At 64.1% G+C, this 21968-nt stretch carries 21 protein-coding genes; 2 read left to right on the top strand and 19 right to left on the bottom strand.

Annotated elements, in window-relative coordinates; all coding sequences use genetic code 11:
• Positions 1-118 precede the first annotated feature (118 nt).
• From PWG15_RS29165 to PWG15_RS29115, 11 genes are all read right to left on the bottom strand, one after another.
• On the bottom strand, positions 119-1258 hold the full coding sequence (locus PWG15_RS29165; protein WP_275025008.1) for a sulfate/molybdate ABC transporter ATP-binding protein: 1140 nt from the start codon (positions 1256-1258) through the stop codon (positions 119-121).
• Positions 1259-1328: 70 nt separating this feature from the next.
• Positions 1329-2285 carry a sulfate ABC transporter permease subunit CysW gene (gene cysW / locus PWG15_RS29160; protein WP_275025006.1) on the bottom strand — a complete coding sequence of 319 codons (957 nt, stop codon included), beginning with the start codon at positions 2283-2285 and terminating at the stop codon, positions 1329-1331.
• On the bottom strand, positions 2275-3135 hold the full coding sequence (cysT, locus tag PWG15_RS29155; protein WP_425536781.1) for a sulfate ABC transporter permease subunit CysT: 861 nt from the start codon (positions 3133-3135) through the stop codon (positions 2275-2277). The genes cysW and cysT overlap by 11 nt, the downstream gene beginning before the upstream one ends.
• A gap of 117 nt (positions 3136-3252) precedes the next feature.
• Positions 3253-4254: a sulfate ABC transporter substrate-binding protein gene (locus tag PWG15_RS29150; RefSeq protein ID WP_425536833.1), complete on the bottom strand. Its 1002-nt coding sequence runs from the start codon at positions 4252-4254 to the stop codon at positions 3253-3255.
• A 354-nt stretch (positions 4255-4608) separates the two neighbouring features.
• Complete coding sequence (locus PWG15_RS29145) at positions 4609-5667, bottom strand: D-TA family PLP-dependent enzyme (protein ID WP_275025003.1); 1059 nt, start codon at positions 5665-5667, stop codon at positions 4609-4611.
• Positions 5668-5771: 104 nt separating this feature from the next.
• Positions 5772-6857 carry an ABC transporter ATP-binding protein gene (locus PWG15_RS29140; RefSeq protein WP_275025002.1) on the bottom strand — a complete coding sequence of 362 codons (1086 nt, stop codon included), beginning with the start codon at positions 6855-6857 and terminating at the stop codon, positions 5772-5774.
• Positions 6854-7789, bottom strand: coding sequence for a PfkB family carbohydrate kinase (locus PWG15_RS29135; RefSeq protein WP_275025001.1), 936 nt, complete (start codon positions 7787-7789; stop codon positions 6854-6856). The genes PWG15_RS29140 and PWG15_RS29135 overlap by 4 nt, the downstream gene beginning before the upstream one ends.
• A gap of 3 nt (positions 7790-7792) precedes the next feature.
• Positions 7793-8818 carry an SIS domain-containing protein gene (locus tag PWG15_RS29130; protein WP_275025000.1) on the bottom strand — a complete coding sequence of 342 codons (1026 nt, stop codon included), beginning with the start codon at positions 8816-8818 and terminating at the stop codon, positions 7793-7795.
• Positions 8815-9660 (bottom strand): carbohydrate ABC transporter permease, encoded by an 846-nt coding sequence (locus PWG15_RS29125; RefSeq protein ID WP_275024999.1) that lies wholly within the window; start codon positions 9658-9660, stop codon positions 8815-8817. The genes PWG15_RS29130 and PWG15_RS29125 overlap by 4 nt, the downstream gene beginning before the upstream one ends.
• Positions 9660-10541 (bottom strand): carbohydrate ABC transporter permease, encoded by an 882-nt coding sequence (locus PWG15_RS29120; protein WP_275024998.1) that lies wholly within the window; start codon positions 10539-10541, stop codon positions 9660-9662. The genes PWG15_RS29125 and PWG15_RS29120 overlap by 1 nt, the downstream gene beginning before the upstream one ends.
• Before the next feature lie 180 nt (positions 10542-10721).
• Positions 10722-11960, bottom strand: a complete 1239-nt coding sequence (locus PWG15_RS29115) for an extracellular solute-binding protein (RefSeq protein WP_275024997.1) — start codon at positions 11958-11960, stop codon at positions 10722-10724.
• A gap of 230 nt (positions 11961-12190) precedes the next feature.
• Between PWG15_RS29115 and PWG15_RS29110 the strand changes: the two genes are divergently transcribed.
• Positions 12191-13420: an ROK family transcriptional regulator gene (locus tag PWG15_RS29110; RefSeq protein ID WP_275024996.1), complete on the top strand. Its 1230-nt coding sequence runs from the start codon at positions 12191-12193 to the stop codon at positions 13418-13420.
• An 11-nt stretch (positions 13421-13431) separates the two neighbouring features.
• On the opposite strand, the gene PWG15_RS29105 is transcribed toward PWG15_RS29110, so the two are convergent.
• A complete protein-coding gene (locus tag PWG15_RS29105) occupies positions 13432-14352 on the bottom strand; it encodes a LysR substrate-binding domain-containing protein (RefSeq protein ID WP_275024995.1) in 921 nt (306 codons plus the stop codon).
• A gap of 132 nt (positions 14353-14484) precedes the next feature.
• On the opposite strand from PWG15_RS29105, the gene PWG15_RS29100 reads away from it, so the two are divergent.
• Positions 14485-15162: an isochorismatase family protein gene (locus PWG15_RS29100; RefSeq protein WP_275024994.1), complete on the top strand. Its 678-nt coding sequence runs from the start codon at positions 14485-14487 to the stop codon at positions 15160-15162.
• Positions 15163-15242: 80 nt separating this feature from the next.
• Here PWG15_RS29100 and PWG15_RS29095 read toward each other — a convergent pair whose 3' ends face one another.
• From PWG15_RS29095 to PWG15_RS29065, 7 genes are all read right to left on the bottom strand, one after another.
• Entirely contained in the window at positions 15243-16496 is a 1254-nt protein-coding gene (locus PWG15_RS29095) for a Zn-dependent hydrolase (RefSeq protein ID WP_275024992.1), read from the bottom strand.
• Entirely contained in the window at positions 16493-17029 is a 537-nt protein-coding gene (locus PWG15_RS29090) for an L-2-amino-thiazoline-4-carboxylic acid hydrolase (protein WP_275024991.1), read from the bottom strand. The genes PWG15_RS29095 and PWG15_RS29090 overlap by 4 nt, the downstream gene beginning before the upstream one ends.
• 205 nt (positions 17030-17234) lie before the next feature.
• Positions 17235-17441, bottom strand: a complete 207-nt coding sequence (locus PWG15_RS29085; RefSeq protein ID WP_275024990.1) for a hypothetical protein — start codon at positions 17439-17441, stop codon at positions 17235-17237.
• 69 nt (positions 17442-17510) lie between these two features.
• Positions 17511-18884 carry a hypothetical protein gene (locus tag PWG15_RS29080; protein WP_275024987.1) on the bottom strand — a complete coding sequence of 458 codons (1374 nt, stop codon included), beginning with the start codon at positions 18882-18884 and terminating at the stop codon, positions 17511-17513.
• The gene (locus tag PWG15_RS29075; protein WP_275024986.1) at positions 18881-20452 is read right to left on the bottom strand and encodes a VWA domain-containing protein; all 1572 of its coding nucleotides are present in this window, start codon (positions 20450-20452) and stop codon (positions 18881-18883) included. The genes PWG15_RS29080 and PWG15_RS29075 overlap by 4 nt, the downstream gene beginning before the upstream one ends.
• Positions 20449-21453: a vWA domain-containing protein gene (locus PWG15_RS29070; RefSeq protein WP_275024985.1), complete on the bottom strand. Its 1005-nt coding sequence runs from the start codon at positions 21451-21453 to the stop codon at positions 20449-20451. Before PWG15_RS29070 ends, PWG15_RS29075 begins: the two co-directional genes overlap by 4 nt.
• Positions 21440-21967 (bottom strand): DUF4381 domain-containing protein, encoded by a 528-nt coding sequence (locus PWG15_RS29065; protein ID WP_275024983.1) that lies wholly within the window; start codon positions 21965-21967, stop codon positions 21440-21442. The genes PWG15_RS29070 and PWG15_RS29065 overlap by 14 nt, the downstream gene beginning before the upstream one ends.
• Between the last annotated feature and the right edge of the window lies 1 nt (position 21968).

Here is a 21968-nt window from a genome sequence, read left to right as displayed (position 1 = left end):
TCTTGAAGCGAACCGATATCCGCACGGCGACGCGTAGACTGTCGTTCGCCGGTGCCTCGTCACAGCTGGAGCAATTTCCAGAAAGCCGTTGAAGCGGCTTCCGTTGCGAAACGGGCAATCAGGTGCCCGTGCGCGCCAGTTCGAAGGGCTCGGCCCCCGCGGTCTCCACGTCGGCCCGTGCTTCCCGCTCCGCCGACGTTGCTATCGCCGGCTGTTGTTCTTCCCTGAAGAGTTTCCACTTTGTCGGTCGGAAGGCGATGCGGCTGTGGTCACCGGCCGCGGCGCGTTCGGGGGAGAGTTCGATCTCGACATGCGGATGGTTGCGGCCGAGGTCGAGTTCGAGATGGCGGGTGCCGGCGACGCGGCGGCTGGCGGTGACGAGGCCGGCGAGACAGCCGCCGCAGCCGTCGATCAGCTCGATGTCGTGCGGGCGGAAGTAGAGATTGGCCGGGCCGTCCGGCTCGGATGGCGCGCGCAGGCCGATCGGCCGGTCCTCGAACCAGATCTCGCCGTTCTGCAGCGTGACGGAAAGGCAGTTCGACTGGCCGATGAAGCCGAAGACGAAGGGCGAGACCGGATGGTCGTAGATCTCGTCGGGGGTACCGACCTGCTCGATCGCGCCCTTGCTCATGACGACGACGCGGTCGGCCAGTTCCAGCGCCTCCTCCTGGTCGTGGGTGACGAAGATGGTGGTGTGGCCGGTGCGGTCATGGATCTCGCGCAGCCACTTGCGCAGCTCTTTGCGCACCTGGGCGTCGAGCGCGCCGAAGGGTTCGTCGAGCAGAAGCACGTTCGGCTCGACCGCCATGGCGCGGGCCAGCGCCACGCGCTGGCGCTGGCCGCCCGACAGCTGCGCCGGATAACGCTTGTCGAGGCCGGAGAGCTGCACGAGGTCGATGAGGTCGAGCGCCCGCTTGCGGATCTCGGCGGCCGGCGGCCGGCGGCTCGACGGGCGCACCTTCAGGCCGAAGGCGACGTTGTCGAGCACGGTCATGTGGCGGAAGAGGGCATAGTGCTGGAAGACGAAACCGATGTTGCGCTGCTGCACCGTCTTTTGCGAGGCATCCTCGTCGCCGAAGAAGATGGTGCCGCCGGTCGGGCTTTCGAGCCCGGCAACGAGGCGCAGCAGCGTCGTCTTGCCGGAGCCGGAGGGGCCGAGCAGCGCGATCAGCTCACCGGAGCGGATGTCGAGCGAGACGTCGTCGAGCGCCGGGAAGCGGCCGAATTCCTTGCGGATGTTGTGAACGCGCACGTCCATGGCGATACCTTTCAAATGCCTGCGGCAGCTGGTCGAATGCGGGCTTTCCCGGTCAATGCTTGCACGGCGATCAATGTCTGCGGCTGGCGGCGATCTCGGCGCTGTAGCGGATCTCCAGCGCTGTCTTCAGGATCAGGGTGATCAGCGCCAGCAGCGCCAGCAACGCCGCCACCGCGAAGGCGGCGACGAAGTTGTACTCATTATAGAGGATTTCGACCTGCAACGGCATGGTGTTGGTCTCACCGCGGATATGGCCGGAGACCACCGAGACGGCGCCGAACTCGCCCATGGCGCGGGCGTTGCAGAGCAGCACGCCGTAGAGCAGCCCCCATTTGATGTTGGGCAGCGTCACATGCCAGAAGGTCTGCCAGCCCGACGCGCCCAAGGACAGGGCGGCTTCCTCGTCGCTCGATCCCTGTTCCTGCATCAACGGGATCAACTCGCGGGCGACGAAGGGGAAGGTGACGAAGACGGTGGCCAGCACCAGCCCGGGCACGGCAAACAGGATCTGGATGCCGTGGCTCTGCAGCCACGGACCGATCAGGCTGTGCGAGCCGAACAGCAGCACGAAGACGAGGCCGGAGATCACCGGCGAGACCGAGAACGGCAGGTCGATCAGCGTCGTCAGGAAGGCCTTGCCCTTGAACTCGAACTTGGCGATCGCCCAGGCGGCGGCCACGCCGAAGACGAGGTTGAGCGGCACGGCGATGGCAGCGACGGTGAGCGTCAGGCGGATCGCCGAGAAGGTCTCGGCATCGCCGAGGGCTGCAACGAACTCGCCGATGCCCTTGCGCAGCGCCTCGGTAAAGACGGCGGCGAGCGGCAACAGCAAAAACAGCGCGACGAAGGCAAGCGCCGTGATCGTCAGCGTCAGCCGGGCAAAGCGGCTTTCCGAGGTGGCGGCGGCCAGTTCCGGCAAGGCGGGCTGCGGGCCGGACGCCGGCAGCGGGCCGGATGCGGGCAGCGGGCCGGATGCGGGCAGCGGGCCGGATGCGGGCAGGGGGCTGGCGGTCAGATCATGCGACATAGACATATCTCCGCCGGCTCCAGGCCTGGATCGAGTTGATGAGCAGCAGCATGGCAAAGGAGATCGCCAGCATGACCGCGGCAATGGCGGTGGCGGCAGCGTAGTTGAACTCTTCCAGCCGGATGACGATCAGAAGCGGCGCAATCTCGGAGACGTAAGGCAGGTTGCCGGCGATGAAGATCACCGAGCCGTATTCGCCGACGCCGCGGGCAAAGGCGAGCGCAAAGCCGGTGAGGCCGGCCGGCAGCAGTCCCGGCAACAGCACCCGGCTGATCGTCTGGAAGCGGCTGGCGCCGAGCGTGGCGGCGGCCTCCTCCACTTCCTTGTCGATCTCCTCCATGATCGGCTGCACGGTCCTGACGACGAAGGGCAGGCCGACGAAGATCAGGGCGATGACGATGCCGGCGGGGGTAAAGGCGATCTTCAGCCCGAGCGGCTCGATGAACTGGCCGATCCAGCCGTTCGGGGCGTAAAGCGTCGTCAGCGCGATGCCGGCAACCGCGGTCGGCAGGGCGAACGGCAGGTCGACCATGGCGTCGATCACCCGTTTGCCGGGGAAACGATAACGCACCAGCACCCAGGCGAGGATGACGCCGAAGACGAGGTTGATGACGGCGGCGAGAAACGCCGTGCCGAAGGAGATCTTCAGCGCATTGAGCGTGCGCGGATCCAGCGCCAGTTCAAAGAACTTGGCCCAGCCGAGGCCGCTGGCCCGAAACACCAGGCCCGACAGCGGGATCAACACGATCAGCACCAGCCAGCTCAGCGTGATCCCGAGCGACAGCCCAAAGCCTGGCAAAACACTCGGCTGGCGAAACCGCCAGGGCGCAGTCTTCGTCGCTTCCGTCAATGACACTACCTTTGTAAAACTCGTAAGACGTAACGAACCGCGTTTCCTGCCAATGGGCCGGTGCGGTGCAAAGCAAGACGCGCAGCCAGGTTGTCCGGCTGCGCGTCCAAGATGTCCTTATTGGCCCGGCTTGTAGAGCTGATCGAAGACGCCGCCGTCGCCGAAGAATTTCGGCTGGGCTTCCTTCCAACCACCGAAGTCTTCGATGGTGACGAGCTTCAGGTCGCCGAACCGCTTGATATCAGCCGGATCGGCGGCTGCCGGCTTGAACGGCCGGTAGTAATGCTTGGCGGCGATCTTCTGGCCGGCATCGCTGTAGAGGTAGCCGAGATAGGCCTCCGCCACCTTGCGCGTGCCCTTGGCGTCGACGTTGCCGTCAACGAGCGCCACCGGCGGTTCGGCCTTGATCGAGACCGACGGCGTGACGATCTCGAACTTGTCTGGTCCGAGTTCCTCGAGCGACAGATAGGCCTCGTTTTCCCAGGCGAGCAGAACATCGCCAAGGCCACGCTGCACGAAGGTCGTCGTCGCGCCGCGCGCGCCGGTATCAAGTACCGGAACATGTTTGAAGAGCTCGGTCACGTATTCCTGTGCCTTGGCATCGTCTCCGCCATTGGCGGCCCGACCATAGGCCCAGGCGGCGAGGAAGTTCCAGCGTGCGCCGCCCGAAGTCTTCGGGTTCGGCGTGATCACCTGGATGTCCGGCTTCACCAGATCGCCCCAATCCTTGACGCCCTTGGGATTGCCTTTGCGCACCAGGAACACGATTGTCGAGGTGTAGGGGGCGCTGTTGTTTTCGAACTTCGTCTTCCAGTCCGCCGGGATCTTGCCGGTTTCCTTGGCGATCGCGTCGATGTCGGCTTCGAGCGCGAGCGTCACGACATCGGCCTGCAGTCCATCGATGACCGAGCGGGCCTGCTTGCCCGAGCCGCCGTGCGACGTCTGGATCGTTACGGTTTCGCCGGTATCGGCCTTCCACTTCTCAGCGAAGGCAGCATTGAAGTCCTTATAGAGTTCACGTGTCGGATCGTACGACACGTTCAAGATCGTCGTGTCGGCAAACGCAACACTCGCAGCACCCAGCTGCAGGCCCCCGAGCACAATTGCCAGTCCCACCATTCCGGTAATTCGTCCAAAGACCATTTCGACCTCCATCGGTTACCAGATAAAACTATCAATTTAATCGACTGCTACAACGCAAACAGATGACCCCGAGGGCGGCAGACGGGAAAAGTCCTATCGTTCTCGCCGCCTTTTCGAGAACGGTTTGCCTGCAACCGCCCAATATGGACGTGCCGACCCGCCAAGGTCATTAGATGGAGGGCGCGATGCCGGTGTCCAGTGCACGGGCGTCGTTTCTCCTTTCGGGCGCCTTTCGGATCGGTCCGTCGACGAGCCTTCAACCCTCCATTTCCGGCGAATGCGGGGGTTCCAGGCGTGTACAGATTTCTGTAGGGTCTCTAAGGCGCGATCCTAAAGGACGCGGCCGCGGGCGACGATCGGCCAGGTGTCCTTCAGCGTGTCGCCTTCGACGATGTGGACCGCATCGACCATGTTCGTGACGACGCAGGCGTGATTGGGCACGATGCGCAGCTGATCGCCAACCCTAAGGTTGATTGGCCCGTCGGTGACGAGGCGGCCGTGTTCTTCCGAAAGTTGGTCGATGCGGATGTCGTCGCGGCCAAGCACGTGACCGTAGCCGGTGAGGCCAAGCAGGTCCGAGGTCAGCACCTTGCTGCCGGCATCGATGATCGCGCGGTTTTCCGAAGGCACGGAAACAACGGTTGCAAGCACAGTCAGGGCGCAATCGTCCCAGCCGGCGACACCACGGGAAACGAGTGAGCGGTCGTTGTAGATATAGGTGCCGGGCCGGTACTCGCTGGCGACCGGGGCGCCGGCGGCGTGCATCATGCTGGGCGTGCCGCCCGAGGTGATGGCAGGCACCGCGATGCCGTCGGCTTCGATCAGCTGTTTCGCCTCGGTCATGAAAGCCTGAACCTTCGCCTCGCCGTTGACGGGCGGATAGGTCATCAGTCCACCGAAGACGAGGCCTTTTGCGTTCGCGATACGGCGGGCGAGCCTTGCCGCTTCTGCCGGCGTGCCAACGCCGCAGCGATCGGCACCGGTGTTGCATTCGACAAATACGCGCAGCGGCTTGTCCTTGCCGGCGAAATACCCAGCTAGCCCATCGATCACGGTCTCGCCGTCAGCGACGACGGCAAGTGCGACGCGGCCATTGAGCCGTTCCAGCCGTGCCATCTTGGCGTCACCGAGAATGTTGTAGGTGATCAGCACATCCCTGATCCGGTCGCTGCCGTCGACCATCGCCTCGGCTTCGGTGACCTTCTGGCAGGTGATGCCAATGGCGCCGGCCGCAAGCTGAAGCTCGGCCATCTGCGGCAGCTTGTGTGTCTTGATGTGCGGGCGCACGCGAATGCCATGTTCATTGGCATAGGCCTGGAAGCGCTCGATGTTGCGCTTGGCAATTTCGAGATCGACGAGAACGGCCGGCGTTTCGATCTGCAGGGGCATCGCGGTCACTTCCTCTTCTCGCGCGGGACAACCTGTGATGAACGATTCTCACAGGAAGGAAAAGGCGTTGCTAAAGCAATCCCGGTCGTCGCCCGCCCGCACCCTCAGTCTTTCGCCAGCGACCGGCCGGTGTCGGGATCGAAGAGATGAAGGGCATCCGCCTCGATGGTGAAGGTACGCTCTTCGCCCGACAGGACCGAACTGCGCGGTGGCAGGCAGGCGGTGATGCGCTGGTCGCCGATCCGCGCAGTCGTGACGAGTTCGGGGCCGGTCAATTCGACGACCTCGACGCGGGCCTTGAACTGCGGCGTGGGCTCGTCACCAGCGACAAGTCGCAGCGCTTCCGGGCGAACACCAGCCTTGACGCGCTGGCCATCGGAGACAACGTTGCGGAGGCGTGACGGCAGGGCGATCGCCTGGCCGTCACCGGCGATTTTCAACTGACCTTCGACAACGGTCGCCTCCAGGATGTTCATCGGCGGCGAGCCGACGAAGCCGGCGACATAGAGTGTGGCCGGGCGGTCGTAGATCTCTTCTGGCGTGCCGAGCTGCTCGATCCGCCCGTCGCGCATGACCGCGATGCGGGTCGCGAGTGTCATCGCCTCGATCTGGTCGTGGGTGACGTAGACGACCGTGGTCTTCAGCATCTGGTGCAGGCGCTTGAGCTCGGTGCGCATCTCCATGCGCAGCTTCGCGTCGAGGTTGGAGAGCGGTTCGTCGAAGAGGAAGACCTGCGGATTGCGCACCAGCGCCCGGCCAATGGCGACGCGCTGGCGCTGGCCGCCGGAAAGCTGGCTCGGCTTGCGCTCGAGCAGGTTTTCGATCTGCAGCAGTTTCGCCGTTTCCTTGACTGCCTTCTCACGCTCGGCGTTCGGAACCTTGCGCATCTCCAACCCGAAGCCGATGTTCCGAGCGACGCTCATGTTGGGGTAGAGCGCATAGGATTGAAACACCATGGCGATGTCGCGGTCCTTCGGATGGGCGCCGAGAATGGAGCGATCGCCGATGCGGATGTCGCCGCCACTCGGCTCGGCAAGTCCGGCGATGATGTTGAGCAGGGTCGACTTGCCGCAGCCGGATGAGCCGAGCAGCACCAGGAACTCGCCGCTATCGAGATCGATGTCGATCCCCTTCAGCGTCTCGACCTCGCCGTAGCGCTTGTGAATGTTCTCTATGGCAAGAGCGCTCATGCGCCGGTCTCCTGAAGAAAGGACGAAAGCGGTTTGCCGTAGCTGCGCGGCAGGGTGGAAATCGCCTCGGAAGCGATGGCGACGCCGGTGCGAAGACAGGCTTCCAGAGGCATCTCGGCGGCAAGCGCTGCCAGGAAACCGGCATTGAAGACGTCACCGGCGCCGATGGTATCGACGACGGTAACCGCGGGGGCGGCGGCCGAAGAAAGACGGCCTTCCGCATCGATGGCGATCGCGCCGTGCGGACCGCGCTTGACGACGACGATTGCGCCTTCGGGCATGTGTTTGCGGAGTTCGTGGGCCGCCTCGCTCGGGTCGGAGAGACCGGTCAGCGTCGTCGTCTCGACTTCGTTGAAGAGCGCCAGATGGCAGCGGCCGAGCCAGCCGACCGTTGCGGCGCAATTCGCCACGGTCCAGCCGTCGAGCGGCCAGCCCGTATCAAGTGCAACGGCGATGTCGTGCGTATCGCCCCAGTCGAAGAAGCGGTCATAGTCTGCCGTCAGGGCGTCGGTCAGGAATGAGCCGGTCAGAAGCGCGTAACCGCCGCGCAGTTTCTCGCCGTCGAGCATGGCGCGGACCTCCTCGAAGGTGAGCAACGGCAGGTGCCCGCGCGTGGTGAAGAAGGTGCGCTCGCCATCGGGATGGGTAATGCCGACGGATAGTGTGGTGCCGACATTTTCGACCGGCCAGGATTTGGACCGCTCCGGAAACGCCTCCCTCAGCCAGGTGCCGAACTGGTCGTTGCCGACATTGGCGGCGATCGCGTAGTCGACGCCGAGCGAATCCCAGGCGAGCGCGCTGTTGCCGGCGCAGCCGCCGACGCGCAGCTCGTCGTGATCGACGATGATTTCGGTTCCGGCCTTCGGCCAGGGGGCCGCTGGTCCGAGAATGAGATCGACATTGGCATTGCCGACCACTGCAAGAGGACGCATCGTTTATTCGCTCCGGGTGATCTTGGTCGAGCGCACCGGAGTGCCGGCATTCTCGACGCGGGACGTGGCAAAGGCGATCATGAAGGATTGCGCAACCGGCAGCATGGCGAAAATCGCCGCCATGCCGGAGGCGCGTGCAAAGGGGATGGTGCTGACGCCTTCGACGGGGGCCTCGCCGGAGGCATCGAAGACGATGACCGGCGAGCCGGCTTCGGCGGCGGAAATGGCCATGGCTTCTACGAGGCCGGCAGTCGGATCGGCCGCGCGGAAGAGGACGACGCCGACGGATGGGCCGAGCATTTCCATCGGCCCGTGCCGAAGCTGGCCGCCCTCGAGCGAGAAGCAGGGCAGGCGCGAAAGCTCGGTCAGGCCAAGGCCGATCGCTTCGGCGAGGCCCTGCAGCCGGCGACCGGACGTGACGACGGAGCGGACGCTGTGCAGGGCTTCGAGTGCCGCCGACGTGTCGGGCGATTGCGGGTTTTCCAGCGCATCAAGCGCGTCGGTCGGGTCATCGCCGAGAGCCGCGAGAACGGCGAGGTGCAGGGCGAAGCTGATCGTCAGGCTGCGGGTTGCGGCAAAGGCTTTCTCGGTTCCGCCAACGCCGACCAGCGACGGTGCGTTTTTGGCGAGGAACGAACCCTCTTCCAAGGTGAGGCCGAAGGTGTGTGGCGTTGCGCCATTCGTTTCGCTGAACCAGCGCAGCACCTCGGCGCTTTCGCCCGACTGCGAGGTCACAAGGATTGTCTTGTCCTTTATAGATAGCGGCTGGCCGAGTTGCTCCGACAGCGGCAGGGCAACGGCGTCGATGCCATGGGCACGATAGAGCGGCTCGACGGCGCGGCCAACCGCATGCGAGCCGCCCATGCCGAGCAGCAGCAGCTTTCCGGTCGCCTTCAATGAAGCCGCGATCTTCGCTGCGAGTGCTGTCGCCTGATCGACGGAGGCGACGGCATCCGAGGCCTGACGTGCCATTTCGCGGTCGATCGCGATGAGCCCTGCGGGGCGTTCCGAATTGGTCATAGCCGTCATCCTTTGACACCGCCGCTGGTGAGCCCGGAAATCAGGGCGCGCTGCATGACAAGGCCGATCAGCACTGGGGGCAGGGCGGCGAGCACCCCGGCTGTGGCGATCAGCCCGTAATCGGAGACACGGCCGCCGGCGAGATCGGAGATGGCAACCGTAAGGGTCTTGGCGCGCAGATCCGAGGTGAAGAGCAGCGCGTAGAAGAACTCGTCCCAGGCAAGCAGGAAGGCGAAAAGCGCCGACGTTGCCATGACCGGTGCGGCGAGCGGCAGCGTGATCAGTCGGAGGATCTGATCGAGGCGGGCACCATCGATCATCGCCGCACTCTCGATCTCCTTCGGAATGGAATCGAAGCCGGATTTCAGCAGCCAGGTCGTGAATGGCGCCAGAATGGTGAGATAGACGAGCGCGAGACCGAAGACCGAGTTCAGAAGCCCGAGATAGGCAAGGCCCATGTAAAGCGGTACGGCGAGCGCGACCGGCGGCAGCATGTAGGTGGCGATGACGCCATAGAGCGACCAGGAGATGCTGGGCGTGCGCGAGACCGCCCAGGCGGCCGGAATGGCGACGGCGATTGCCGCCAGCGTTGCCATGCCGGCGACCTTGAGGCTGTTGAACAGCGAAGCGGTGAAGGCGGCGCCGGCGCTGTTTTCGATCGTCGACAGGAGCAGCCGATAGCGCGACAGGTCGATCTCGCTGGGCCACCAGTTGAGCGGCTTGGTCGACAGATCGGCGGCCGACGAGATGCTCATGACGAAGAGCCAGAGGATCGGGGCGAGGATGATGGCCGCGAGCAGCAGTGCCGAGGCGTAGACGAAGGCGGTGAAAACCGGGTTCTGACGTTCCATCACGACGCTCCTGCAGCTTTGCGCACCAGGCCGGCATAGGCGACGGCGAGCACGGTGACGAGCAGCGTGACGATCAGCGCGAGCGATGCGCCCGACCCCGCCCGCTGGAAGGAGAAGGCTTCCTGGTACACGAGGATCGACAATGTGCGGGTGCTGTTTGCCGGCCCGCCACGCGTCATAACCCAGATCAGGTCGAACACCTTGAAGGCCTCGATCGTGCGCAGCACCAGGGCGACCAGCAACGGACCTGCGAGATAGGGCATGATGACGTAGCGGAAACGGTTGAAAGGCCCGGCGCCATCGACGAGCGAGGCGGCGGTGATGTCGCGCGGCACGGCCTGAAGGGCGGCAAGCGCAATCAGCGCGACCAGCGGAAAGTTCTTCCAGCAATCGGCGATGATCAGCGCCGTCAGTGCCGAGCCGGGTTCGCCCAGCCACGAGCGGTAACTGTCGATCAGGCCGATTTGCGTCAAGGCGGCGTTGAGCGCGCCATATTCCGGGTTGTAGATCAGCCGCCAGAGGGTGGCGTTGACCACCGTCGGCAGCGCCCAGGGCAGGATCATCAGGGCTCTAAGCGCTGTGCGGCCACGAAATTGCTGGTTGAGCAGCAGGGCCGCGAGCACGCCGATCACCATTTCCGCCGTGACCGAAACGACCGCGAACCAGGTCGTCGTCACGAAGGCGCGCAGGAAGTTCGAGCCGCCGAGCATTTTCGCATAATTGTCGAAGCCGACGAACGTGCCTTCCGTGCCGACGAGCCTGGCGTCGGTGAAGGAAAGCCTGACGGTATCGACCAACGGCCAGCCGATGACCGCAATCATCACCACCAGCAGCGGCAGCATGAGCAGCCATGCGCGCGTTGTTATCCAGGTGCCGGACATAGGATGGAAACCTTCTCGGGTCTAGGGAGCCCCGTCATGCTATCGCATATTGTCCCGGACCGTAATCGATCCAAGCGAATGATGCGCCAAATCAAGGTGTTAAAGCGCGTGAATGCCAGCGCTACCGCACAATTCCCGCGGTCCCCGGGCGGCTGGCCGCCCGGGGCTTGGGAGGGCGGCTCAGAGGCCGCTGTTTTCGGCCGCTGTCTTCAGGGCGTCCTCAGCCGAAGCCTGGCCGAGCAGTGCTTCCTGGATCGCTTGCTGAAGGGCAGTCGAAAGTTCCTGGTACTTCGGGGTCGTCGGGCGCGGATACATGGCCGCGAGGCCGAGCTTGGCAGCGCCGATCAGCTCTTCCTGGCCCTTCGTCACGCTGGCATCCTCGTAGGAAGACGCCCAGATCGGCAGGCTGAGCTTTGCGTAGGCATTCTGCGTCTGCTGCGAGGTCATGTAGACGATGTACTTCCAGGCCTCGTCCGGGTTCTTGCTGGTCGAGGTGATGCCAAGACCCATCGAACCATTGACGGCGGAGACTTCGCTCTTGCCCGCCACGCCTGGCGCCGGCACGACGCCGACCTTTCCGGCAACCTTGCTTTCCTTCGGATCGTTGGCGAGGTTGTACATGTAGGTCCAGTTGAGCGCGAATGCGGCTTCGCCGTTCTGGAACACCTTGCGCACGTCCTCCTCCAGAAACTCCTTCGAGTTCGGGTTGGTGAGGCCGGAAGAGTAGCTCGTCACCATGTAGTTGAGCGCATCGAGGCCGCCGCCCGAGGTGAAGGCCGGCTTGCCGCCGTCGATGAACTTGCCGCCATAGGCGCTGACCAGCGTGGTGTAGTCGCAGATCGCGGCTTCGGCCTGCGACCAGCTCCAGGCGATCGGGGTCGCGAGCAGTCCCTTGTCCTTGATCACCTTCGCCTGTTCGGCAAGCTCGTCCCAGGTCTTCGGCGGCGCCTTGATGCCGGCCTTCTCCAGGATTTCCTTGTTGTAGAACAGATATTTGGTGTCGAGGATCCAGGGCATGCCATAGCGCTTGCCGTCATATTCGACGGTCGTCCAGGCGCCCGGCAACACGCCGGACTTCATCTCGCCGGTGATGCGGTCGGTCACGTCGACGAGAACCTTGTTGGAGGCATATTCGGCCGGCCAGATAACGTCGAAGAGCACGACGTCGTAGCCGCCGCCGGAGCCCTGCGCCAGCACGGTCTTGTCGTGAAGGCCCTCATAGGGAACGAACTCGAGATTGACCTTCACGTCCGGGTTGGCCTTGGTGAAGGCCTCCGTCATGGCGCGCACGTCCGCCTCGCTATAGGCCGCCTGGGCCATGAAGAGAGCGTTGAGCGTCGTTTCCGCATGCGCGTGCCCGACGAAGGATACGCCGGCAAGGGTCGCGCAAAGCAGTGTGGTTCTTATGGATTTCAACATTCCTACCTCCAATACTTAAGCGTTTCAGATCTTCCCGGCGTGCCGCCTCGGCCCGCCGTATGCGAGAAATCCGCCCGTGCGGAGCGGCTATCGACATTTCAATCGGAGCGCTTGCGACAGCATATTGCCATCGCCTTCGTTCCCCCGGAGCTCTTTTCGGCCCTCATTAAGTCAATTGTCTTGACTTATTTTTTGTTCAATATTCTAACAGTGTCAAGAGGGGTTTTTGGATGAACGATATGCGCCTGATCCGGGCGAAGAGCGGCACCAATCAGGAGGGGACGAGCGCACACAACCGGCGCGTCATGATCGACGCGTTGCGGCTGAATGGGCAATTGTCCCGGGCGGACCTTGCCCGCGCGACGGCGCTCACGAAGCAGACGGTCTCCAACATCATCGAGGATCTGGAGCAGGACGGGCTGGTCGAATCACTAGAGGCGGTGCGCAATGGCCGCGGTCAGCCCTCGACCCCATACCGACTGGTACCGGAGGGAGCGTTTGCAATCGGCTTGCAGATCGACCGGCATGTGACGCGAACGATCGCGGTTGATCTCGTCGGCCGGGTGCTCGCCCGCGGCGAAGCCAATCTGCCGGCCGGCGGGCCGGCGACTGGCGTGCGGACGATCCTGGAATTGATCGAGAAGACCCGCCGTGACCTCACGGAGATCGCGCCGCAATCGGAAGACCGCCTCGTCGGCCTTGGCGCTGCGATGCCCGGTCCCTTCGGTATCGAAGCCGATGACGACGATACCTGGATGATGGCGGCCTGGCAGAACTTTCCGCTGCTCGAAACGCTTGCGACCGGAACGGGGCTCGACGTCGGCCTGCAGAACGATGCCGCTGCGGCGGCCACCGCCGAGCGCATGGTTGGGGCTGCGCACGGCGTCGACCATGCCATCTGCATCTATCTCGGCTATGGCCTTGGCGCCGGGCTGATCCTCAACGGCGAACTCTACCGTGGCGCCAATGGCAATGCCGGCGAGATCGGCATGATCCTCAGCCTGCCGCGTGGCGCATCGCTGGATGAACGCACGCCGCTCGAACACCGCGCCTCGATCGCCTCGCTCTGCAGGCTGCTCGACCTCGACCCGGCCGACCCCGAGCTTTACGCCCATATCGACGCGGTCGCCGCCGGCCCGGACGAGCGGGTGCGGCGTTGGCTCGATGCCGCGGTCTTCGAACTGCGCGCCGCCGTCCAGACGCTCGAAACGATCTTCGACCCGCAGACGGTGATCCTGTGCGGGGGGCTTCCGCCGGGGCTCGCGCGCCTGTTGGTCGAGGCGATGATGCCGCTGCTCCCCTCGATCGCCGAGCGGCGCGACAGGACACTGCCGCGCCTGCAGATCGGTTTCACCGACCCTTGGGCGGTGGCGATCGGGGCAGCCGCAGAGCCGATCAGCCGCACCTTCGATCCGCGCTTTTCCGCGATCCTGAAAACACGGGAGCATACCGCAGTGTAATCGCTCGACCGTCAGGTTCTGGGCTCATCCAGACGGGCAAGCTCCGCATATCCGGCGGCCAGAAAATCGAGCAGGGCACGCACCGAAGGGAGCAGACCCCGACGTGAAGGAAAGGCCGCGTGGATGATGCCAGCCCTCGGCGCCCAGCCGGGTAGCACGTCGACGAGCGTACCGTCCTTCAGGTCTTGCCGTATCACCATCTCCGGCAGTTGGCAGATGCCGACGCCGCTCAATGCGGCGAGCCGCAAGGCCACCATATCTTCTGTGACGAGCCGCGGCCGATGGCGCACGATTGCGGTCGCTCCGCCGGGCCCCTCCAGCCGCCAGTCGTGTTCGGGGCGATCCGGGTCCCAGGCAAGGCTGGGGAAGGCGGCGAGGTCGGCCGCCGCCAGCGGCTTGCCGATCGCCGCAAGCAGTGCCGGGCTTGCGACCAGCCGCTGCCTGCTCTCGGCAAAGCGCTTGACGGCAAGATCGCTTTCTTCAAGTGGCGGGAAGCGAACGCGGATAGCGATGTCGATGCCTTCGCGCAGCACGTCGACGCGCCGGTTGGTGCTTTCGAGCACGACCTCGACCTTCGGGCATTCTGCCATGAACCGGGCGATCATTTCCGCGACCTGGAAATAGACCACCGAGGACGGGCAACTGACATGGACCACACCCTGCGGCTCGGAGCGCATACGCTCGATCATTTCCTGCGCCGCCTCGGCCTCCACCAACATGGCGAGGCAATGCCGGTAGTATTCCCGGCCGATCTCGGTGATGACGAAATGGCGGGTCGAGCGCTGCACCAGCCGCACCCCAAGACGCTCTTCCAGAAGGCCGATGCGGCGGCTCAAACGCGAGCGTGGCATGTTGAGCTTGCGCGCGGCAGCGGCAAAGCCGTTCTGTTCGACAACGTCGACAAACAGCTTGAGATCGTTCAGGTCCTGCATGGGCAATTGTCCTGTTTTCAGGACATTATAGCCCGATACTGCCGTCTACTGCCAGGTTTGTTGCATGGATATCTTCTCCTCAACGCCAACCACCACGGACGGGTTGTCGCGCAACCAACAAGGAGCAAGACCATGACACCTGCAAACTTTAACGGAAAGCGCCCGGTCATCGATCCCGATGACGCCGTGATGCTTCTGATCGACCACCAGAGCGGCCTGTTCCAGACCGTCAACGATATGCCGATGCCGAAGCTGCGCGCCCATGCGGCAGCCCTTGCCAGCATGGCGACGCTGACAAAGATGCCCGTCATTACCACGGCTTCCGTGCCGCAGGGTCCGAACGGTCCGCTGATCCCGGAAATCCACAACAATGCGCCGCACGCCAGGTACGTTGCCCGTCGCGGCGAGATCAACGCCTGGGACAATCCGGATTTCGTCGCCGCGGTGAAGGAAACCGGCCGCAAGACGCTGATCATCGCCGGCACGATCACCAGCGTTTGCATGGCCTTCCCGGCGATCAGTGCCGTCCATGACGGCTACAAGGTCTTCGTGGTTGTCGACGCTTCGGGCACCTATTCGAAGATGGCGGAGGAAATCACGCTGGCCCGTGTCGTCCAGGCCGGCGTGGTGCCGATGGATATGGCGGCGGTCGCCTCCGAGCTGCAGCGCACCTGGCACCGCGACGACGCCCAGCAGTGGGCAGAAATCTACACCAAGATCTTCCCGGAATATCAGCTGCTGATCGAGAGCTACCTTAAGGCGCAGCAGGTCGAGAAGGAGCACGAGCAGCTCGACTCGCAACGCGGCTAGCGCCAGCCAAGCCTGAAATGCAAACACCCACCGCAGACGGACTGCGGTGGGTGCTTCTTGTTTGCTCGGTGAAGGAACGGTCAGCGCCGGTCGAGTTCCAGGATCGTCTGGAACAGAACCTCCGCGCCGCGGGCGCATTCTTCGGGCGACGTATACTCCGCCTCGTTGTGCGAAAGGCCGTCCTTGGAGGGCACGAAGATCATCGCTGTCGGAATGACCGTCGCGACATGGGCCGCGTCATGCCCGGCACCCGATACGACGTCCGTGGCCGAATAACCGAGAGCTTCTACAGAGGTCCGCACGGCGTCCACGATCGACGGATCAAAGACGACCGGTGCTTTCGACCAGATGCGCGTCAGTTCGGCGTTTGCGCCGGCTTTCACAACGGCATCCTGCAACGCGGCTTCCATCCGGTCGAGGCCCGCCTCGGACGGATGACGCATGTCGATCTGCAGCCGGACTGCGCCGGGCACGACATTGCGCGAATTGGGACCGACCTCGACGAAGCCGACGGTTCCGACACCGGGCGGATTTTCGCGGGCGATGTCGCGGACGGCGAGCACGATTTCGGCAGCGGCGACAAGGGCATCGTCGCGCTGGGCCATCGGCGTGCTGCCGGCATGAGCCTCGGTGCCGGTGACGACGACGTCGAACCAGCGCAGCCCCTGGATGCCGGTAACGACACCGATCTCGGTTGCGGAGGCTTCCAGCAGCGGTCCCTGCTCGATGTGCAGCTCGACATAGGCCGCGAAGGCAGCCGGATCGACTTTCGTCTCGCCGCGATAGCCGATCGCATCGAGCGATGTGCCGACCGTGACACCTTCGCGATCGGCGAGCGCGTGCGCTGCGTCGAGTGCAAGCGCGCCGGCAAAGGCGCCTGAACCCATCATCGCGGGCGAGAAACGCGACCCCTCCTCATTCGTCCAGTTGACGACCGTCAGCGGATGGCGGAGCAATGTGGCGGTTTCCTTGAGCGTACGCAGCACCTCGACCCCGGCAAGCACGCCGAGGATGCCGTCAAACCGGCCACCCTGTGGCTGCGTATCAAGATGGCTGCCGACGGCGATCGCCGGCAGCGACATGTCCTCGCCGGCATAGGTTGCGAAGATGTTGCCGATGCCGTCGACTTCGACCGTGCAGCCGAGCGCCCGGCACTCGGTGACGAACCAGTCACGGACCTGACGATCCTCGTCGGTCAGCGTCAGGCGGGTGACCCCACCCTTGTCCGCAGCGCCGAAACGCGCCGTCGAGACGATGTCGTTCCACAGCCGGTCGCCGATTGTTGCCGGCGTGTTGATGCGCTTGGGCTCAGTGCGCAAGGCTCCAGCACTCATTTCGGCTGCTCCGGAGCGTCCTTGTTGAGACGGTAGCGGAAGTCGCAATGGGAGGCACCCTGCATCACCGTCTGGGTACGCTCGAGCGTGATGCGCGGATCGTAGCCGGTGCAGAAGACGCCGTCGCGGTTGCAGGAAAGCAGGTGCCCGATATGGCCGAGCCCCATCTCGCGATAGGTCTCGGCGTAGCGACAGCGCTTGACGTTGTAGTGGAATTCCTCATCCGTCGCCTTGGTCACCTCGATGACAAGCGCATCGTCCTGGGTCCAGAGATCCTGCAACTCCTGGAAGGTGCGCAGGTTGGTGCCGCCGGGCGTCTTTGCGGCAAAGGTCCTGCCAGCTTCGATCGCGGCCTTTGTGATTGCCTTGTCGAGGATCGCCTGAGCGCGCTCCTCGCCGATCTCCTCGCGCATCGCCTCATAGATCGGCGCGATGATACCGGCCTCGATGCGGCGGCGCGCGAGAATGCCGATCTCGCCATCCATCGCCGCGCGCGAGGTGTTGTCGACGTTTTGTTTGTCCGTCTTTTCCATGGAATGCCTCCCTGTCTGCCATAGGGCAGATCAACAGGGAGAGAATACTACGCCGGCGATGCCTCTGTGTTGCAAATCTGTGCCGGAGGCATCAGCTGCCGTGCAAATATTTTGCGCTATTCTGGCTCTGTGCAGGATTCAATCTTGGTCTATCGATACGGCACGATTTGCTGTCGCGCGGAAGCCAGGAATCGCAAGTGCGCGATCAATGCTCGCTGCTCGAAACGAACCAGCGATAATAGGGATTGTCCGGTTCCACCCGCATCAGCAATTCCATGTCGCGGGCCCATTCGTCGCGATAGCCGGCATAGGCGTTGAGCGACGCCTGGTAGAAAAGCATCAGCCGGTTGTGCGCGTCGGCCAGTGGCACCTCGCTGCGCGAGGCGACGAGGGGTGGCAGTGTGGGCTGCAACTCGCCGGAACGAACCCAGTTCGCATATTTGATCCACGGCTGAGCCGATCACCGGCAGCGCCGCGGGCGTCAAAGGGGCTTGTGGGAAGCGTTGGCGAACACCGGATTGAGATCGGGCAATTCATCCGTCGGCGGGCTGTCGTCATCGGAGAAATCGTCCTCCAGCCATCTTCGTCGCGCCACCTTCAAGCCGCTACGCAGTCGGGCGAAATCGGGCCGCTGGTGTTGCGATTGAAGAGTGCCGTAGCGGGCGTGTCGTTGGTGTGCGAAAGCAGTTCTCGTTTGCGGATCGGCGAACCGCTCCACCCATTTCGCAAGAGGCACATTGCCGGTCTTGCGCGACCAGCGATCGAGAGCCGACTCCAGCCGTACCCTGTCGTGGTCGCGGCAAGCGTCGAGAACGTGGCGAAAGGCCGTCTCCTCCGATTGCGCGTTGCGCGTGAGCGCCGCGTCGATCCAGGTTTCCAGCCGGCCGGCCAGGTTGGCGGCGATCTGTACCAGCAACGCAAATGCCAGGACAGCCGCTGTGGCGGCAGTCCACCACAACCAATCGAAGGGTTCTTCGGCGGGCGGCGGTGCTGGCGGCGCAAGGGCAACTTCCGTTGCAGGTGCCGCGCCGACCTCCACCTGCGCGCCGTCGGCCCCGGCGGTTTCGGTCTTTCCGGATTGAGGGTTGAACCACTCCAATGTGATTGCCGGCAGAGAGAAGGTGCCTGGCTCGGCAAAGACGTAGGTTGCGGTGTCCTTGCGCAGTCCCGCGGCAACCTCGCCGCGCGGCGTGCGTTCCTCCGAGAGCACCGGATCGTGCTGATAAATCTTGACGCCCTCAGGGGCCTTCAAGCTGGGCTCGGGGATCATCATGGGCGCGAGGCCAGCCGCCCGGGTGGTGACGGTGCGTACCAGCGCATCGCCTACATGCAGGCCGGCCGGGTCACGGTCGAAAGTCTGCGTGATGGTGATTTCGCCAGCGGTCACGCCGGGTGCGCCGCCGACACTTCCCGGGACCGCTTCCACGGCAAATTTGAGCCGTGGCACCGTTACCTTGCCCTGTGTCGTCTGCCCCGGTACGGCGGCATAGCCGAAAGGGATCACGATCGTCGGTAAGGCATAATTGCCCGCCGCCTGTGGCGTGATCACATAGGTCTTGCGGATGCCGGAAAAGGCCTCGCCATCGACGGTCTCGTTGAGGTTCAAGCCGCGGTCGTCGGGCATGGTGACCACCGCACCCTGAAGATCGAACAAGGGAAACTGCGGCGGGGTCAAAAAATAGTTCGGCACGAAGACGTCGATGTCGATCTCTACCTGCTGCCCGGCATAAATCGTTCCCTTGGTCGCGAGCGTGGCGCGTGCGAAGGGGTTGGCGGCGAGCGTATCGCCGGCAAACCAGAGCGACAGGCCGATGAGCCAGGTCACCAGCCGAGGCAAATTGGATAGAGCGCTCACGGCGTTGCCTCCTTTGCCTCGATCGCGAATTTTCGCGCGAGCAACTCGGCGGGCGAGACCTGAATGTTGCGCATCCACATGTCGGTCGTCTGTGGTCCACCCTGGATCGTCGCTTCTGTGCCTTTCTTGCCCTTGTCGTCGAACTGGACCTGGTCGGGGTCTATGCCTGCCTGTTCCTGTTGTGCGTCCTGTTCCTGCTTGTCCTTGTCGGCCTTGAATTTTTTCGCAGCGGCCAGGTTCTTTTCCGCGTCGGGCCAGTCGGGGCGGCGTTTCAAGGCCTGCTCATAAACCGCAATCGCCTCTTCCGGCTTGCCGAGGTGCATGAGGGCGTTGCCCTGATTGTAGTAGCTCTCGGCCGTATCGGTTTCGGCAAAGGCGTCGATCGCGTCCTCGAAACGGCCGGCACGGTAGAGCGCAGCCCCGCGCCAGGAAGGATCTGCGAACTTCTCGGCGGCGCCTGGGAACTCGCCCTGCTCGAAGGCGCGGCGGCCCTGCTGGTCGGGTGTCAGCCAGAGGTCGAGGAAGCGATTGTCGGCGGCCTCAGCCCGCCCGTTGCTCATGAGCACGGTGATGCCGAGCAGGTAGACGGCCCAGCGCACGGTCCACCCGCGCCGGAACCAGAACAGGCCGAAGACGGCAATCGGGATCGTCAGCCACCAGCCGGCATCGTGCCAGCGGGTCAGCCCCTCGGCGGTCTTTGCAGCGAAGTTGGTCTGGATGCGCCTGACGATCCAGCGCACGTCGGCATCATCAGCCGTGACGGTCGCAACCTCGGCCTTGGATGCGGACTGCAGCGCCTTGAGGCTGTCGACATCCAGCTTGGAGCGAACATGACTGCCGGTCGCATCGGTCAGGAACCCACCGTCGGCCGTCTTCACCGGGCCGCCTTCCACCGTGCCGATGCCGAGCACCATCAGCGCGTTGCGGCCCTGATACTGGCCGAACGCCTGAAAGGCAGAGCGCTCGACCCCGTCGGTTATGAACAGGATCGTGCCGGGCACCGTTTCATTGGCCAGACCCTTCTCGACTTCCTGCAGGGCCTTTGCCGTATCCTTGCCGTCGACCGGCATGATCTGGGGCGAAAGTGCCGCGAGATAGGTCTTGACCAATGCCGCGTCGTCGCTGAGCGGCAGCACCATGTGCGCGGAGCCGGCATAGGCAAAGAGCGCGGTTCGCGAACCTTTTCTGAGGCTGAGAATGTCCTGGACCTTGAGCTTGGCGCGTTCGATCCGCGTCGGCGAAATGTCGGTCGCGTTCATGGTCGGATTGAGGTCGATGGCGATCGCCAGCGGTGCGGTATCTTCGACGAAGGGCGGGCGCTCGCGCTGCCAGGTCGGTCCGGCGGCCGCGACGGCGGCAACAGCAATCAACGCCGCCGTAATGTGCACGGGCTGCAGGCGCCGCTTGCCGCCCTTTTCGATCAGCAGGTGATCAAGCAGATGCGGTGCGATCATGCCTTGCCATTGCGAGCGCACATCGCCGCGCCGGCTGACGAGGTAGATGAGCAGAGGGACGGCGAGAAGCGCCAGCAGCCAGAGCGGCCTCAGGAAATGGAAATCCGCGATCATGGCGCTGCCTCCTGCCGCCGGCGGCGCTCGGCAACTGAAGAGAGGAGCCACATGCTGGCGTGGTAGACGAGGACCATCAGGAGTGCTGCGCCAAGGGGGTAATGGAACAGTTCGATGCGCGGACGCCAGGAGAGTGTCTTCTGGTTTGCCGGCGTCAGCTGATCGAGCAGTTCATAGATGTTCTGCAGACCCGCCTGGTCCTGGCCGAAGAAGTAGCGGCCCTTCGTGGTCTCGGCGATGCCCTGAAGGGTCGCCGTGTCGAGCTTCTGTTCGCCTTGCGCACTGGGGTCACCAATTCCGACTGTGTGGATCACCACCTTCCGCTCCGCGGCGATGCCGGCGGCCTTGTCGGGTGGCATCTTGCTGGCGGTGTCGTTGCCGTCGGTCAGGAGGATCATCACCTTGTCCGGCGCGGTGCTTTCGTCGAACATCTTGATCGCAAGCCCGATCGCGTCGCCGACCGCGGTGCGCGGGCCGGCCATGCCGGGCAGGCTGTCGGCCAGCATCAGCTTGACCGTCTTGTGGTCGAGCGTGAACGGCACCAGCGGATAGGGCGCGTCGCCGAAGGCGATCAAGCCGAGACGATCGTTCGGCCGCCGGTCGATGAAGTCGGCGACCACCTTGTGCACCGCCTCGACGCGGGTCTGCAGATTGCCGGAGGGATCGCGGAAATCCCGCGTGTCCATCGACTGCGAAAGATCGATCGCCAGCATGAGGTCGCGCTGTGGCTCGGTCTTTTCGATTGGCGGCTCGACATATTGCGGCCGCGCCAGCGCCAGCACGATCAGTGCCCAGCAGATGGGCGCAATCGCCTTCTGACCGAGATTGGTTCTCGGAACGACGGAGCCCTCGGTCGGCCCGAGATTGGCGGCCGCGGTGATATCCTTGAAGAAGGGTATCCTGACTGCGGCGGATTGCTCGCGGTAGGGTGGAAGCAGCCACCAGACGGCGAAGGGCAGTGGCAGAAAGATCAGCGCCCAGGCGTGGTCAAGCACGTACATGGTGCGCCTCGATCCAGTGACGTGCAGCGGCGGCATAGGCCCGCGCATCGGGCTCCGGGATGGCGCAGAGCGCCGCGCTGCCACGATATTCGGCTTCCTCGAAGAAACGCGCCGAGGCAATCGGGAACACCGGGCCTCCGGAATTGGCATCGAGGAAGCTGGTCCAGCCCGTGCCATGAAGCCCGGCTATCTTCTCGCGCGGCCAGAGCACCAGGGCGGTGCGCTTCAGGAGGACGGGCAACGCGACGAGCGCGTCGCCGCGGGTCGTGGGCGCGGTGAGCCGTCCCTCGATCTTCTTCAGGTCGGCGAGTGCTTCGCGACGGTAACGATTGGCCTCCCAGCGCCGGTACCAGCGCCAGCACGCGAAGGCAATCAGCAGGAGTATGACGCAGCCGAGCCCCGCCCAGGCCCAGGTCTGCGGCATCATCGATACGGGCTGAGGCATGGCGATGTCGGCGAGCTGCCGAAGAGTCGCCTCGAGCAAAGGGTCTTTCGCAGGGGCGGCGGTCGCCATC

Origin of the sequence: Ensifer adhaerens (assembly GCF_028993555.1) — a bacterium.
Taxonomy (GTDB): domain Bacteria; phylum Pseudomonadota; class Alphaproteobacteria; order Rhizobiales; family Rhizobiaceae; genus Ensifer; species Ensifer adhaerens_I.
This window is presented reverse-complemented; position numbering and strand designations above follow the sequence as displayed.